Raw genomic sequence first — 14,543 nt, 5'->3', positions numbered from 1 at the left:
CTCACGGCTGTTCCTTGCGGGCCTGTTCGAGGCCAGAGTCGATCAGGTCCAGGTATTCCTGACGGAACACTTCGATGTCGTGTTGTTCCTGCAGATAACGGTAGGCCTGTTCGCCCTTGGCCTTGAGTTCATCGTCCGACAGCGCGAGATAGGTATCCAGCGCGGCGACCAGACTCGGTACGTCCTTGGGCGTGATCGCCAGACCACCGGCACCTTCGATCAGCGGCAACATCGCCGGCACGTTCGAGGCAATCACCGGCAGGTGCCCGCTCATGCCTTCAAGCAACGCCAGGCCCAGACCTTCAGCCAGCGATGGCATGGTCCAGATGTCGAACGCGCGCACGTATTGCAGAGCGTTTTCCTTGAAGCCCAGCAGGTGTGCTCGACCGCTCAGGCCCAGTTGCTCGATCTCGGCCGCCAGCGGCGCTTGCAGGCGTCCGGCACCGATGATTGCCAGTTGAGTGTTCGGGTATTTGTCCTTCAGTGCGGCGAAGGCCTGCAACAGATAGGTGTGCCCCTTGACCGACACCAGCCGCCCCAATGCGCCGATCAATCGGACATTCGGGTCGAGGCCCAACAACTCGCGAGCTTTTTCGCGGCTGTGTTGCAAGCCCTCGGCCTGCTCGATGTCGATAGCATTGGTGATGGCGTAGGTGTTCTGGTCGGTGAAGCCGCAGTCGCAATCGAGCAGGTACTGTTTGACCGCCGGCGACACACCGACGAAGCGCCAGTGCCGATCGATCAGACGCTGGGTCTGCCGACGCCGGTAGAAGCGATCGTATTCGCCGAAACCGTGGGAGATGCCAATGCACAGCGGCACCTTCAACCAGCGGTTGAGCGCGAGCATCATGTTCACCGGTTTGAAGCGATTGCAGATCACCACGTCGAACTTTTCCCGGCGACAGAACTTGTACAACTGCCACATCGCCCGCAGGCGCATGCCCTTGAGCGACTTGTCGGAAAACTCGAAGTACACCGAATGGTCGGCGCGGCTCACCGGCTCGCCCGGTCCCGGTTTGCCGCGCAGGAAAGCGGCGGTAATCTCATAGCGCTCGCTCGGCAATGCCTTGACGATCTGTTCGGCGAGGTCGGCAAAGTCATGGGCTTTGACGTTGTAGTCGGGTTGCAGCTGCAACACCTTGAACCGTTGACTCATGACTCTCCCCGCTGGACGCCTGTCTCACCGTGCTTCAGTAGCCAGAACAACTCCTGGCGCCTGACGGCTTTTCGAAAAAATTCGTTTTCGCCGTATACCGACGAGGCCCGACCGGCCAACACGCGCTGGATCACCCGGCGCAGGCGACGCTTGAACGGTGCCGGCGGCTGCAAGTCATGCATCATGCCCAGCGCCATGGCCTTGTCGCGTTGCAACTCGATGGACAGCGGCAGGCACAGCGGCTGCATCGGCACTGCCGAATCGAAGGCCGGCGGCAAAGCGATGCCCTGCCCGGTGCTGCCCATCGGCCAACGGTCGTTGTCATGCAGATGGTTGGCGTAGCCGAGCAGCGTCGGCTGCCAGTCGAGACCGTGCAGCGCCTGCAACACCGCTTGCTGGGCGCAGAGGTGATCGGGATGCGGATCGAGGGTCGGGTGCGGCAGCACGATCACCTCCGGACGTGCGCGCAGCAGCACTTCACGCAGGTCGGCCAGCAGGTTGTTCCAGGTCGGCGCGCCATCGGCATCGCCGGGCAAGGTGAACGGATTCAAATGGCGAAACAGTCGCGTGTCGCTCAAGTCCGCTTCGCGCGAAGCCACCACCTGATTCGGTGCGGCCTGCATCGCTGCCAGTTGCAGGCAGAAGTAACCGAGCTGCACGCAATGTTCCTGCGGCACCCCGGCCCAACGCGGTACGGCGAGGCTGTCCCAGGCGCGCAGCCGGCCCTTGAGCCGTGCCGCCTCGACCTTGCTCATGCCCATCTGTTGATAGTGTTCGGCTTCGATCTCGCCAGCGGTCAGGGTGACAATCCAGGCTTCGTCGGCCTGGCTGTACAAGCCATAAGCCGCCAGTTCGGCATCGTCGGCGTGCGGGGCAATCACCATCACCCGCTGACGGCGGTAATCCGGCTGCTCCAGCGCCCACAGCACCGGCTCGCCGGACACCCGGCAGAAGCGCCCGCGCAAGCGCAACTGACCTTGCGCCAAGGCTTGAGCCTGACCGCTGAGGTTCAGGTAACGCAGGCCATTGACCCCGCGCTCGAAGGTTTGTGCATCAGGATGCGTCCCGCCGAGCAGTTCGACGCGTGGATCGAGAAAACGTCCCAGCCAAGTGCTTTTGACCTTTATCGCGAGGATCAACGTCGCTTCGTCGACCAGCATCACGCCTTCGTCCAGACGCAATTGCTCGCCGCTCAAATGCACCTTCGGCTGCGGTGTGAACGGCGGAAAGCTGTACTGGTAATCGTCTTTCGGCGAATAGAACAGGTGATCGGCAAACCACGCCTCATGGGCGACCCAGCCAACCACTGCAAGCACCAACGGCAACCACCACGCCACCAGCACCCCGAGCACGATCAACACGATCAGGGCGATCAGCAAGGTGATGCGTTTATTGCGACGATGACGCTTGAGCAGTTGCTGTTTGCGGCTCATGGGCTGACTCATACGGTGAACACCGGCACAGGATTGCACCAGCGATCCTTGTATTCACGGTCGGCGCGACCGAAGGAGAAACGCAGCGGCTTGTTCAGCGCGCGGGCATGCTCCCAGGCGCTTTGCGTATTGAGAAAGCTCAACACGCTGCCGGGGCTGAATTCACGGGTTTCGGGGTCAACGCCGCCGTTGATGTACTCGACGCTGATCCACTCCGGCGCTTCGACGCGGTACACCAGTTGAATGGCGATCGGCGCATCGTTGAGGAAAATCACCGAGCCGATCAACAGCTCGCGCAGCAGCTCGATGACTTCGGCCATGCGCGCCGCGCCGGTGGCCGGGAAGCCCCAGCGGCGCTGGAACAGATCACAGTAGATCGCCGCCAGTTCGGCGCTGGAGAACTCGCCGACCGGGCGCACCACACCGCCCGCCTCTTCCAGCAGGCGCAGTTCGCGGCGCTGGTTGTAGCGAAACTTCTTCGACAGTTCTTCGGGGGTGCGGGCCATGGCCAGTTGCTCGGCCTGCAACTTCATGCCGCTGAAACGGTTTTCGTTGAGCGCCGACAGATAGCGTGCGCGATGGCGCAACGGCGCCTGGGCATCGGCGGCGGCCGGCAGGATCAGCTCGGCATTGCCGAGGTCGAACAGGCCTTTCTTGCCGTTGCGCTTGAGCACGTCTTTGGACAACGCCAGATCGCGGCCCCAGGTCGGGATCGCCGCTTTGACGTCACCGCCCTGCTCCCAGGCCAGATAGCGCACCGGGATGCCGGCCAGATCGGCCAGACGCTCGACCACCATAGGATGCGTCGCGACGCTGCCGCCAAAACGCTGCCAGGCGGTGGCATAGGTGGAGGCGTCAACGGGCGACCAGCCACGTTCGCGCCAGCCTTGAAATCGGTTGAGCATCAGCCCCTCGGTGCCAGATCGGTAACTTGCGGCAGACGCCAGAAGGTGTCGCGCACCGCACGGTCGGAGAAACGCTCACGCAGTCGATCGAGCATCAGCTCGGCACACTGCCGGCGCTGCTGATCATCCATACCGGCCAAATGCTGCAGACCTTGCGCAAGGTGTTCGGCATCACCCAGCGGGAACAGAATGCCCACGCCCTCGACCACTTCCTTGGCCCCGGCACTCGCCGTGGCGAGCAACGGCACGCCAGCAGCCATGGCTTCGAGCAGCACCATGCCGAACGGTTCGTGATCGGAGCTCAGCGCAAACACATCGAAAGCCCGGAAGTAATTGCGCGCGTCCGGCACCTGACCGAGAAACAGCACGCGATCACCGATACCCAACTCGCGAGCCAGTTCCTTGAGGTCCTGTTCCAGACGACCCTTGCCGAGAATCACCAATTGACTGTTGCCCGGCAGACCGGGCAACGCCGCGGCAAAACCGTGCAGCAGCGTGGCCTGATCCTTGTCCGGGTGCAGCCGCCCGACGTTGCCGACAATGAACGCATCCGCCGCCAGCCCGAGGGTCTCGCGCGCTTCGCGGGCCGACACCTGACTGGCCTGCAAGGCTTGCACATCGATGCGGTTGTACAGGGTCTGAATGCGAGTGGACGGCCATTTCGGCAGGCAACGACGCATGTCGTCGCGCACCGCATCGGACACGCCGAGCAGGCTCAGGCGCTTGCGGAAAATATGCGCGAACAGCCTGCGCGTGCCGCGTTTGTAATCGTCAAACGCGTGATGCACGCCAATCACCGGCAGCGAAGTGCCAAGCAAGGCGATGTAGATCGGCTTGAAGCGATGGGCGATGCAGAAACTGAAATTGCGTGAAGCGGCGATCTTGCGCAGATCGCCGATGGCGCCCAGCTTCAGGCCACGAATGGCCTTGGAGCTGTATTCCATGAACAACACTTCATCGGAAGCACACGCGGCGGCCACCTCGCTATCGGCGACCCCGGTCAGAAAGACCGTGGTCACCCGATAACCGGTGCCCGCGAACAGGCTGGCATACTGCCGTGCGCAGTCGAGGAACGGCCCGTCATAGCCGTGACAGAACTGCAGCACATGGCGTTCAGCCGAGCGTGTCATAAGCGTTTGCGCCCTCTTTGACCACCAGAATATCTTCCATGATCAGATACTGTAGATCCGAACCGAAGAACATGTTCAGGGCGTCGGTCGGCGAGCAGATCATCGGTTCACCGCGACGGTTCAGCGAGGTGTTCAGCGACACGCCGTTGCCGGTGAGGTTTTCCAGCGCCTTCATCATGTCGTAGTAGCGCGGGTTGTATTCGCGCTTCAGGACCTGGGCACGGGAAGTACCGTCTTCGTGAACGACTTCCGGCACGCGGGTCTTCCACTCTTCCGCCACTTCGAAGGTGAAGGTCATGAACGGCGCCGGGTGATCGATCTTGATCATCTGCGGTGCAACGGTGTCGAGCATCGACGGGCAGAAAGGCCTCCAGCGCTCGCGGAACTTGATCTGGTGGTTGATGCGGTCAGCCACACCGGCCACGCTCGGGCAACCGATGATCGAACGACCACCGAGCGCACGCGGGCCGAACTCCATGCGGCCCTGGAACCAGGCCACCGGGTTGCCATCGACCATGATTTTGGCGATCTGCTCCGGCATGTTGTCGAGCTTGCGCCAGGTCGGCTTGTTCTCGTGACGGGCGCACGCGGCGATCACGTCTTCGTTGCTGTACGACGGGCCGAGGTAGACGTGTTCCATCTTCTCGACCGGCACGCCACGGGCGTGAGACACATAGGCCGCTGCGCCCACCGCGGTGCCGGCATCGCCGGACGCCGGTTGCACGAACAGTTCCTTGATGTCATCGCGGGCGATGATTTTCTGGTTCAGCTTGACGTTCAGCGCGCAGCCACCGGCGAAGGCCAGTTTGCCGGTTTCCTTGAGCACGTCGCCCAGGTAGTAGTCGATCATCTGCAGCGCCAGTTTCTCGAACAGCGCTTGCATGCTCGCGGCGTAGTGGATGTACGGCTCGTCGGCGATGTCGCCTTCGCGCTTCGGACCCAGCCACTCGATCAGCTTCGGCGAGAAGTAGAAGCCCTTGCCCTTCTCTTTGTAGCGACGCAGGCCGATCACGTTGGCGTAGTCGGTGTTGATCACCAGCTCGCCGTTCTCGAACGAGGCCAGGCGCGAGAAGTCGTATTTGCTGGCGTCGCCGTACGGCGCCATGCCCATGACCTTGAACTCGCCGTCGAGCATCTCGAAACCGAGGAACTCGGTGATCGCGCCGTACAGGCCGCCGAGGGAGTCCGGATCGAAGAATTCCTTGATCTTGTGGATCTTGCCGTTTTCGCCGTAACCGAAGAAGGTCGTGGCGTACTCGCCCTTGCCGTCGATGCCGAGGATTGCGGTTTTCTCTTTGAAACCCGAGCAGTGATAGGCGCTGGAAGCGTGAGCCAGGTGGTGCTCGACCGGCTCGATCTTGATCTTCTTCGGATCAAAACCCAGCTGCTCCAGGCACCAGACGATCTTGTTGCGATAGCGCTTGTAGCGACGGTTGCCCATCAGGATCGCATCGAGGGCGCGATCCGGCGCGTACCAGTAGCGCTTGGCGTAGTGCCAGCGGGCCTTGCCGAACAGGCTGATCGGGGCGAACGGAATTGCCACCACGTCAACGTCGGACGGCTTGATACCGGCCTGTTCCAGGCAGAACTTCGCCGATTCGTAGGGCATGCGGTTCTTTGCATGCTTATCGCGGACGAAGCGCTCTTCTTCAGCCGCCGCCACCAGCTTACCGTCGATGTACAAGGCGGCTGAAGGGTCATGGCTAAGGGCGCCGGACAGGCCAAGAATCGTCAATGCCACAGGGTCTAGCCTCTTTAGTCTGCATTCAGGCGCGATGCGCCTTGAAAATTGATGTGCCCTCGCACCGGGCGAGAGACAGCTAAAGGGCGGGATTATAGCGTAAAAGCGCCGACAAGCCTCTAGCGGAACTGGCCGGCCTTTGCGTTGACACTCCCGAGCCTCTCAACATAGACTTCCGTGCAAATGGGCTGGGGGATCCCGGTCGGCGCTAATGCCTCGGTGAGATCACCGGGGCTTTTCGCTTTCTGGGGGAGGGAAAACCTTCAACCCCCCAGTTCTCGAAACCTTTCCCAACTTTATTCCGCCCACCGCTGCAATAGAACTTGCGCCTTAGCACGTCAAAGGCTCGATTTTCCTGACCTGCTCGCAAAATGCTCATGCCAATGTGATCGCCACTCTCATCAACATAGATGACGAAGTCGCTGTATTTCCCTGACGGGTTTGAAAGCACCGCCGCTTCATTAAGTGCATTCGACTCACGCTGGTTTTCAAAAAGAGAAAACTGCAAAACAGCTACCCGCGATCCGATCGCCAATAGATGCCGATATTGCCATCCACGACCTGTTGATAAATCGTATACGGCAACACCACCGTATCCAGCACACCGGACAACGGCAGGTCCAGCAGCACGAACGGCACCAGGACGCCGGAGGGGTCAGGGGGCGCGTGGAGTACGCAGAAGTCGAACGCCAGACCGCTGTAGATTCGCGGAATCGATTGGCAGTAGGTTTTCTGTTTGCGCATGTCGCGGGCGACGTCGGCGTCCATTTGCATTACCGAGGCGGCGGTGCCGCAGCCGGATAAAAGCCATGCGCAGGTGCTCAGTGTTACGGCGTTTTTGATGGTCAAGATTTGCCCTCCGAAGTGGTCAGGGCAAGCTAGCATCGGGGCTGGAGCGGGCACAGTTCATGGCTTCCGGAGAAGCTGTAGGACAAATCAGTGGAGTTTGTCCGTCATTGCTCAAGAGCAGATTTTTGAGGTTTTAAAGCCTTATCGCGAGCAGGCTCACTCCTACAAGGGAATGCATTTCCATGTGGGGGTGAGCTTGCTGGCGAAGGCGGCTCAGGCCGCGCTGGAGAGATCTTTGGGCAACCGTTGATCGATCACCCGATACAACGCGCTGCTCTCGGGCCAGTTGCGCATGAACCGCGCCCGATCTCGCGCATAGGCCGGCGCGAAACTGCTGGCAGAGGTGTGCTGACACATTGAGTCCAGATCGATCAACGCCCAGCGATCTTCCTGCCAGAACAGGTTATGCCCCTTGAAGTCGCCATGACTGATGCGTTCGGCGAGCAACCGTGCGAACAGTTGATCCAGGGCCTGCAACTCGGACTCCGGCGCCGCACCGCTTTCAACATACGGCGCGAAGCGCTCGATGATGTCCGGGCCCGGCAGAAACTCGGTCACCAGATAGGCGCGGCTGCGCAGCCACAGAAAACGCTTTTCCAGCACCGCCAGCGGCTTCGGCGTAGCGATGCCGAGGAACGCCAGGCGATTGCCTTCGCGCCATGAATGCCAGGCGCGGCTCGGGCGCCAGAAACGCTTGAGCCAGTGCGCAAAGCCCTTGATGTTGTAGCGTTTGATCACCAGCGTGCGCCCGGCCACCTCGACCTTGCCGACGCTTGCCGCACCACCGGTCTTGTACAGATGGCCCTGATCAAGCAGCTCATCAGCCTGCTCCAGCACCGGCAGCATCGCCGCCTCTTCCTCGCGACGGATGGCCCGCAAACCAAACGCACCGCGCTGCACACTGAACAGCGTGCACTCGCGGCCGACCTTGATCAGGTAATCCTTCAGGCGCCAGGCGCGCACCTTGGCGATCTGCTTCTGCAACGCTTCCAGCGGCAGCGCATGCTCGCTGTTGCTCAGCAGGTAATACACCAGCAATTCTTCGGTGAACGGCTCCAGTGACTTGGGCAACTGGGCGAAAAACACCCCGAGGTTTTCCAGCACTTTCTGCCGCGACAACGGCTGGCCAGCGGTCTCGGCGCAGATCCCGGCGCCATCGATCAGGTACAACTGACTGCCATGGCGCAGCAGATTGTCCAGGTGCAGGTCTTCCTGCCACAGGCCTTTGCCATGCAGTTGACCGATAGCGCCCAGCGCTTCGGCCAGAACCGCCGATTGCTCGTCCGCCAGCAGCGGCAGCGATTCGACTTGCTGCCAGGCATCACCGAGGCTTTCGGCACCTTCGAGAAACTCGAACAGCAGCCAGCCACCCTCGCCGTCCTTCAAACCATCAGCCAGCAACAGCGGCGTGGTCAGGCCCTGTTCGGCGAGCAACTTGACGCCCGCCAACTCGCGCTGAAAATGCCGCGCAGCCTTGCTGCCTACCAGCAATTTGGCCAGCACCGGCCGGCCGCGCCACACCCCGGCACCGACATAGCGCTGCCCCGGCAAAACCCGCAGCAGGCTCAGCAACTGCAAATCCGCAGGACCGGCCGCGTCGGCGAGAGTGACCGTCAGCGGCAGATTTGGCGTACGTCCGCTGTGCCTGAGGTCGGACAACTGCATCAGCGGGTCTCCTTGTGGCTGCGGCGCGCGGTCAGCCGCGAAACCCAACTGTCCACCAGCGAACTGTCCGCTCCTTGATCGAGATACGCCGCGAGCAATTCACGCTGTTGCGCCGCCCCCCACTGCACGGCACGACGCAGCAGCGGCTCCAGATCCTTGACCCGATCACGCATGCCAAACAGCAGCGGACGGGTCTTTTCCAGATCGATCAACTGCGCCCGATAGCCATCGCCGTCGGCCTGCAAAAAGATATGTTTGGGGTAGAAACAACCGTGTACCTGACGCACACCGTGCAGATGCCGCGCGAGTTGGCCACAGGCCTTGAGAATGGCCGATTGCTGCGTCGCGCTCAGGGACGCCCAGCGTTGCAACAGCGAATCGAGGTCATCCCAGCCATCGAGGGCGCGGGTCAGCAGGATCGCCCGGACGTCGCCCTTGACCTTGCGCTCACCGAAGAACGCTGCCTGTAGCGCCGGAATCCCCAGCTTGTTGTAGCGGCTGATATTGCGGAACTCGCGGGCGAAACTCGGCTCGCCGAACGGCGCGTGCAAGGTGCGGGTCAGGTAGTTGCTCTGGCGCTTGAGGTAGTAAGTCTGCCCTTCCAGCTCCAGACGAAACACGCTGCTCCAGCCACCGCCATCGGTGTTGGGTTCGTCCACGGCTTCGAGCTGTTTGGCCCAGAGCGCGTCGAAAGTGCCGAGGCCATGACGCTCAAGCAGCGCCCGGTCTTCAGCGGCCAGGAAATCAGTCATTCACGTCCCTCGAAAAATCTCACCACGTGGCGAATCCGTTTCTTGTCGGCGGCGTTGAGCCGATCACGTCCGCGGTATTGCAGGTAGAAACGCAGGCGCTGGGTATTCGACAGGTGATATTTGGCCACCTTGTCGAGGCAGGCCAGATCCTTGGTGATCCGGTATTTAAGCCAGAAGCCGCGCCAGAAATCGCCGTTCGGGCAGTCGATCAGAAACACCTGTTCCTGATCGTCGATCAGTAGGTTGCGCCACTTCAGGTCGTTGTGGGTAAAACGGTGATCGTGCATGGTCCGGGTGTAACCGGCCAGTTGCCGGCTGATGCCATCCACCCACAGGCGATCCTTGAGTTTCGGATCGTTGCGCTCGGCCAGCGCCGAGAGGTCTTCGGTGTGCGGCAGCTCGCGGGTGATCATCGCGCCACGGGCATAGGCCGCGCCACGTCGCTCCAGGCCCCAGGCCACCACTTCGGCGGTGGGAATGCCCCACTTGGCGAAACGCTTGAGGTTCTGCCACTCCATCTTCACCCGTGGCTTGCCCAGGTAACGGCGCAAGCCTTTGCCGGCACCGACGTAGCGTTTGACGTAGTAGTTGACGCCGTTGCGTTGCACGCGGATGACTTCGGACAGCGGATCACGGGTCAGGCGCTCGCCCTGCAGGGCAAACACCGCTTCGAGGCTGCCGAAATCTTCAGTCAGTTCGCCGTATTGCGGTTCAAGCGTCCAACCCGCCATCAGAGCGCATCCCCGTAACGCTGTTTGCGCGCATAGAGCTTGTTGGCCTTGCCTTCGAGCCAGCTCAGCAGCGGCGCTTCTTCCGCCAGGATCTGCCGCAGCGGTTGCTGGAAGTAGCCCTTGAGGAAGCGCAGCTTGTCACGACGGGTCAGGCCGATGTCCAGTGCCGAAAAATACAGCGCCGCCAGATCCTTGTTGCGCCAGCGCTGAGTAATTCTGGGGCGGGTCTGGGCGCGGTGCAGATCGATCACCGAGAGTTTGAAATCATCCGGGGTGATCGGCTTGTCGGTGTGCAGCAGAAAGTGGCAGATGTAGCAGTCGCGGTGGTTGACCCCGGCGCGGTGCATCATGCCGGTCATGCGTGCCACTTCAGCGATCAGCGCGCGCTTGAGTTTCGGCTGCGGCGGGTTCTTGACCCAATCGATGCTGAAATCTTCGAGGCTGATGGTCGGCGCCAGCTCTTCGGTGACAATGAACGAATGCTGATCCGCCGGGTTGCTGCCCTTCTCGCCGTAAGCCACGGCGGTCATGGTCGGCACGCCGACTTCCTGCAGACGTTGGATCGCCTGCCACTCCTGACCCGCGCCGAGCACCGGCAGCTTGGCGGTCAGCAGGTTCTTGAAGATCTCGCCCCAGCCGATGCCTCGGTGGATCTTGACGAAAAATCCGTTGCCGTCGACTTCCGTGCGCAGCGTGCGGCGAGCTTCCAGCTCGCGGTAGACCTCGCCCTGCAAGCCTTCGACTTCGGCGAACGGGTCGCGCCCGGCCCAAAGGCTCTTGAACGGTTCAGCCAGCATCAACTTCATTTAAGCGTGCTCCGCCAGAATCACATCGGCCGCGTGCTGCGGCATGCTGTAGAGGTCGGCCGTCTCGGCGAAGGCCAGACCATTGCGGCTCCAGGCCTCGCGTGCAGAGGCGTCGCCCAACATCTCAGTCAGGTATTGCGTCAGTTGCGCCTGATCGAACGGCTCGTCCAGTACTCGCCCGGCATCTGCCTCGGCAATGTAATGGGCGTAACCGCAAACCGCGCTGACCAGCACCGGCAAACCGGCGACCAGCGCTTCGAGCAGCACCGTACCGGTGTTTTCGTTGTACGCCGGGTGGATCAACAGGTCGGCGCCGAGCAGGAACCGCGGAATATCGCTGCGCCCCTTGAGGAACGTCACGTTGTCGCCCAGGCCCAAAGTGGCACTCTGCATCTGGAACAATTTGGGGTCATCCTGGCCGATTACAAACAGCCGGGTGCGCTTCTTCAGCTCGGCGGGCAGTGCGGCCAGCGCCTTGAGGCTGCGATCGACACCCTTGGTCTTGAACCCGGAGCCGATCTGCACCAGCAGCAATTCGTCGTCCGTGAGGTTGAATTCGGCGCGGAAACCGGCGCGAATCTCGTCGGCATCCGCCGGCCGGCGACGATCCTGGGCGATGCCCGGCGGCAGCAGGTGGAAGCGTTCAAGCGGCGTGCCGTAGTGTTTGATGAACAGCGGCTGCTGCACTTCGGAAATCATCAGCACTTCGGTTTTCGCGTCTTTGGCGAACACCGCGCGCTCGTACTCGGCGAAGTGCCGGTAGCGGCCCCAGCGGCGGTACAGCGAATGGCGCAGGTTTTGCGCCTTGTCTTCGAAGCAGCCGTCGGCGGCGTAGTAGACGTCCAGCCCCGGCATCTTGTTGAAGCCGATCAGGCGGTCCACCGGACGCTTGGCCAGATCAGCCTCCATCCACGCGCTGAGTTTCTCGTTGCGCCGATGGTTGAAGAACGCCTTGACCGGCGCCACCAGCACTTCAAACCCGGGCGGCACGTCGCCTTCCCAGATCAGCGTGTAGACACGAATCTGGTGGCCGCGCTTCTGGCATTCGAGGGCGATGCGCATGAAGTCGCGCTGCAAGCCTCCGAACGGAAAATATTTGTACAGGACAAAAGCCAATTGCATCAGCGCAGCTCCTCAGCCATTAACAACGTGCTCAGTCGGCTGGCGACACGCTCGGGATTCAGACGCGTGAAGCACAGGGGCTGCTCGCGTTTCAGGTCAAACTGACGGGCATCCTGCGCGGTCGGTTGATACGTACATTTCTTTTGCAGGCAAGGGGCGCAGGGGAAATCACTGGCCATGTGAATCTGCACCTTGCCGTAAGCGCCGGTCAGGCCCGGATTGGTCGGGCCGAACAGCGAAATCGTTGGCACATCCAGCGCAGCTGCGAGGTGACCCAGACCGGTGTCCACCGCCACGCAGGCCTGGGCGCCGGCCAGCACTTTGCCGACCCCGGCCAGATTCAGCTTCGGCAACACTTCGGCGTGCTTGAAGCCAGCGGCGATGCGCTCGGCGCGGGCCTTCTCCAGCGGGTTGCCCCACGGCAGTTTGACCCCGACGCCCAGATAGCCAACGCGTTCGGTCAGCTCGCGCCAGTAGGCTTCCGGCCAGTGCTTGGTGTCCCACGTGGTGCCGTGCAGGAACACCACGAAGGCGCTCTTGCGCGGCAATTCCACCAGTCGCTCGACGTTGAGGCCGTAATCGCCCAGACCTTTGGGCAGGTCATAACCGAGGGCGATAGCGAACAACTGGCGCACCCGCTCAACGGCGTGCTGCCCACGGGCCACCGCCAGTTTGCGGTCGTAGAAACGTGCGGCGATCGGCTCGCGCGCCGAGCCTTTGTCGAGGCCGGCCACCGGGGCTTTGACGTAGCGCGTCAGCCAGGCGCTTTTCAGCAGGCCCTGAGCGTCGATCACCAGATCGTATTTATGGGCGCGCACGCTTTGCTTGAAGCGCTTCCACTCGCCGCTCTTGATCGTCTGCCAGAGGTTCTTGCGCCAGCGGCGGATCGCCACCGGAATCACTTTGCCGACGGCCGGGTGCCAGGTCGGAATCTCGGCAAAGCCCTCTTCCACCACCCAGTCGAACTTGATCCCGGGAATGGCCCGGGCTGCGTCGGTCAGCGCCGGCAACGCGTGAATCACGTCGCCCAGCGATGAAGTCTTGATCAGCAATACGCGCAACTTAATGAACCTCGACCACAGTGCCCTGCAATTTCTGCAAGGCATCGTTGACCGCGTCCGGCATCAGCTGGCGCAGGCAGTTGTAATGGCCGAATCGGCAGGTACGGTCGAAACACGGGCTGCAATCAAGACCCAGCCGAACGATTTCGACGTGCTCGGCCAGCGGCGGGGTGAAACCCGGCGAAGTGGAGCCGTAGACCGCCACCAGTGGACGGTTCAGTGCTGCCGCTACGTGCATCAGGCCGGAGTCGTTGGACACCACCGAATCGGCGCAGGACAGCAGGTCGATGGCCTCGGCCAGCGAGGTACCGCCGCTGAGGTTGACCGATTCCTCACGCAGCCCGGGAATCAACCGCGCACGAATGTCTTCGCCCACCGCGTGGTCGTTTTTCGAGCCGAACAGCCACACCTGCCAGCCTTCGCGAATCCGCGCTTCGGCGACCTTGGCGTAATGCTCGGACGGCCAGCGCTTGGATTCGCCGAACTCGGCGCCGGGGCACAGGGCCAACACTGGGCGATCGAGGGTCAGGCCGAATTTGGCCAGTGCCGCTTCGCGGGTCACCGGATCGATTTGCAGGCTCGGACGCGGATAAGGTTTCGGCAGCTCGGCGTTCGGCTCGTAAGCCAGGGCCATGAAGCGCTCGATCATCAGCGGATAACGTTCTTTATCCAACGTGCGCACGTCATTGAGCAGGCCGTAGCGGAACTCGCCGCGCCAGCCAGTGCGCTGCTTGATGCCGGCGAAAAACGGCACCAGCGCCGACTTCAGCGAGTTCGGCAGCAGGATCGCCTGATCGTACTGACCGGCCAGGGACTTGCCGATTCGCCGGCGCGTGGCCAATTCCAGCACGCCATGGCCGAGCGGAAAGCTCAAGGCCTTGCGCACTTCGGGCATGCGCTCAAGGATCGGCCGGCTCCACTCGGGGGCCAGCACGTCGATTTCGCATTGCGGGTGGCGCTGCTTGAGACACTGAAACAGTGTCTGCGCCATCACCATGTCACCGACCCAACTGGGCCCAACGATCAGAATATTCATGTGGTTTCCATAAACGAACCGGGGAGGCCAATGCCTCCCCGCCTCGAGAATCCAGCACCCACCAGCACTGGCTGGAGGGTCATTTGGACGAGCCGGTAAAGACTCGTCAGATCAATTCGTACATTCAGCATAAACCTCTGTGGCGAGGGAGCTTGC

The 14,543-nt window shown here is 61.9% G+C and carries 13 protein-coding genes and 1 pseudogene; all 14 read right to left on the bottom strand.

Translation table 11 applies throughout. From position 1 onward, the window contains the following. Window position 1: 1 nt before the first annotated feature. On the bottom strand, window positions 2–1,156 hold the full coding sequence (locus ACVHNU_RS27505) for a glycosyltransferase family 4 protein (protein ID WP_103485541.1): 1,155 nt from the start codon (window positions 1,154–1,156) through the stop codon (window positions 2–4). Continuing rightward, entirely contained in the window at window positions 1,153–2,589 is a 1,437-nt protein-coding gene (locus tag ACVHNU_RS27500; protein ID WP_473018668.1) for a PIG-L deacetylase family protein, read from the bottom strand. The genes ACVHNU_RS27505 and ACVHNU_RS27500 overlap by 4 nt, the downstream gene beginning before the upstream one ends. An 8-nt stretch (window positions 2,590–2,597) precedes the next feature. After that, entirely contained in the window at window positions 2,598–3,494 is an 897-nt protein-coding gene (locus ACVHNU_RS27495; RefSeq protein ID WP_473018667.1) for an antimicrobial resistance protein Mig-14, read from the bottom strand. Beyond that, window positions 3,494–4,624 carry a glycosyltransferase gene (locus tag ACVHNU_RS27490; protein WP_473018666.1) on the bottom strand — a complete coding sequence of 377 codons (1,131 nt, stop codon included), beginning with the start codon at window positions 4,622–4,624 and terminating at the stop codon, window positions 3,494–3,496. The genes ACVHNU_RS27495 and ACVHNU_RS27490 overlap by 1 nt, the downstream gene beginning before the upstream one ends. Next, window positions 4,608–6,365 (bottom strand): carbamoyltransferase family protein, encoded by a 1,758-nt coding sequence (locus tag ACVHNU_RS27485; RefSeq protein ID WP_003221021.1) that lies wholly within the window; start codon window positions 6,363–6,365, stop codon window positions 4,608–4,610. The genes ACVHNU_RS27490 and ACVHNU_RS27485 overlap by 17 nt, the downstream gene beginning before the upstream one ends. A gap of 225 nt (window positions 6,366–6,590) precedes the next feature. Then, window positions 6,591–6,750, bottom strand: a pseudogene (locus ACVHNU_RS27480) (DUF3800 domain-containing protein); the annotation flags it as partial. A gap of 128 nt (window positions 6,751–6,878) precedes the next feature. After that, a complete protein-coding gene (locus ACVHNU_RS27475) occupies window positions 6,879–7,214 on the bottom strand; it encodes a YceK/YidQ family lipoprotein (RefSeq protein ID WP_103485545.1) in 336 nt (111 codons plus the stop codon). A 213-nt stretch (window positions 7,215–7,427) separates the two neighbouring features. Then, the gene (locus ACVHNU_RS27470; protein ID WP_473018665.1) at window positions 7,428–8,879 is read right to left on the bottom strand and encodes a lipopolysaccharide kinase InaA family protein; all 1,452 of its coding nucleotides are present in this window, start codon (window positions 8,877–8,879) and stop codon (window positions 7,428–7,430) included. Then, window positions 8,879–9,631: a lipopolysaccharide kinase InaA family protein gene (locus tag ACVHNU_RS27465; RefSeq protein ID WP_473018664.1), complete on the bottom strand. Its 753-nt coding sequence runs from the start codon at window positions 9,629–9,631 to the stop codon at window positions 8,879–8,881. Before ACVHNU_RS27465 ends, ACVHNU_RS27470 begins: the two co-directional genes overlap by 1 nt. Then, window positions 9,628–10,362 carry a lipopolysaccharide kinase InaA family protein gene (locus ACVHNU_RS27460; RefSeq protein WP_003221011.1) on the bottom strand — a complete coding sequence of 245 codons (735 nt, stop codon included), beginning with the start codon at window positions 10,360–10,362 and terminating at the stop codon, window positions 9,628–9,630. Before ACVHNU_RS27460 ends, ACVHNU_RS27465 begins: the two co-directional genes overlap by 4 nt. Continuing rightward, on the bottom strand, window positions 10,362–11,168 hold the full coding sequence (rfaP, locus tag ACVHNU_RS27455; RefSeq protein ID WP_003221007.1) for a lipopolysaccharide core heptose(I) kinase RfaP: 807 nt from the start codon (window positions 11,166–11,168) through the stop codon (window positions 10,362–10,364). Before rfaP ends, ACVHNU_RS27460 begins: the two co-directional genes overlap by 1 nt. Continuing rightward, window positions 11,169–12,290, bottom strand: coding sequence for a glycosyltransferase family 4 protein (locus ACVHNU_RS27450; RefSeq protein WP_473018663.1), 1,122 nt, complete (start codon window positions 12,288–12,290; stop codon window positions 11,169–11,171). Then, a complete protein-coding gene (waaC, locus tag ACVHNU_RS27445; protein WP_103485549.1) occupies window positions 12,290–13,351 on the bottom strand; it encodes a lipopolysaccharide heptosyltransferase I in 1,062 nt (353 codons plus the stop codon). Before waaC ends, ACVHNU_RS27450 begins: the two co-directional genes overlap by 1 nt. A gap of 1 nt (window position 13,352) precedes the next feature. Then, a complete protein-coding gene (gene waaF / locus ACVHNU_RS27440) occupies window positions 13,353–14,387 on the bottom strand; it encodes a lipopolysaccharide heptosyltransferase II (RefSeq protein ID WP_103485550.1) in 1,035 nt (344 codons plus the stop codon). Window positions 14,388–14,543: the final 156 nt, after the last annotated feature.

This window comes from Pseudomonas sp. Ors-4-3C, from assembly GCF_055755035.1.
This window is presented reverse-complemented; position numbering and strand designations above follow the sequence as displayed.

Bases quoted from the DNA above. Each gene is read 5' to 3' on its own strand.
- ACVHNU_RS27505 (WP_103485541.1), bottom strand. From the start codon at position 1,156: ATGAGTCAACGGTTCAAGGTGTTGCAGCTGCAACCCGACTACAACGTC.
- ACVHNU_RS27500 (WP_473018668.1), bottom strand. From the start codon at position 2,589: ATGAGCCGCAAACAGCAACTGCTCAAGCGTCATCGTCGCAATAAACGC.
- ACVHNU_RS27495 (WP_473018667.1), bottom strand. From the start codon at position 3,494: ATGCTCAACCGATTTCAAGGCTGGCGCGAACGTGGCTGGTCGCCCGTT.
- ACVHNU_RS27490 (WP_473018666.1), bottom strand. From the start codon at position 4,624: ATGACACGCTCGGCTGAACGCCATGTGCTGCAGTTCTGTCACGGCTAT.
- ACVHNU_RS27470 (WP_473018665.1), bottom strand. From the start codon at position 8,879: ATGCAGTTGTCCGACCTCAGGCACAGCGGACGTACGCCAAATCTGCCG.
- ACVHNU_RS27465 (WP_473018664.1), bottom strand. From the start codon at position 9,631: ATGACTGATTTCCTGGCCGCTGAAGACCGGGCGCTGCTTGAGCGTCAT.
- ACVHNU_RS27460 (WP_003221011.1), bottom strand. From the start codon at position 10,362: ATGGCGGGTTGGACGCTTGAACCGCAATACGGCGAACTGACTGAAGAT.
- rfaP (WP_003221007.1), bottom strand. From the start codon at position 11,168: ATGAAGTTGATGCTGGCTGAACCGTTCAAGAGCCTTTGGGCCGGGCGC.
- ACVHNU_RS27450 (WP_473018663.1), bottom strand. From the start codon at position 12,290: ATGCAATTGGCTTTTGTCCTGTACAAATATTTTCCGTTCGGAGGCTTG.
- waaF (WP_103485550.1), bottom strand. From the start codon at position 14,387: ATGAATATTCTGATCGTTGGGCCCAGTTGGGTCGGTGACATGGTGATG.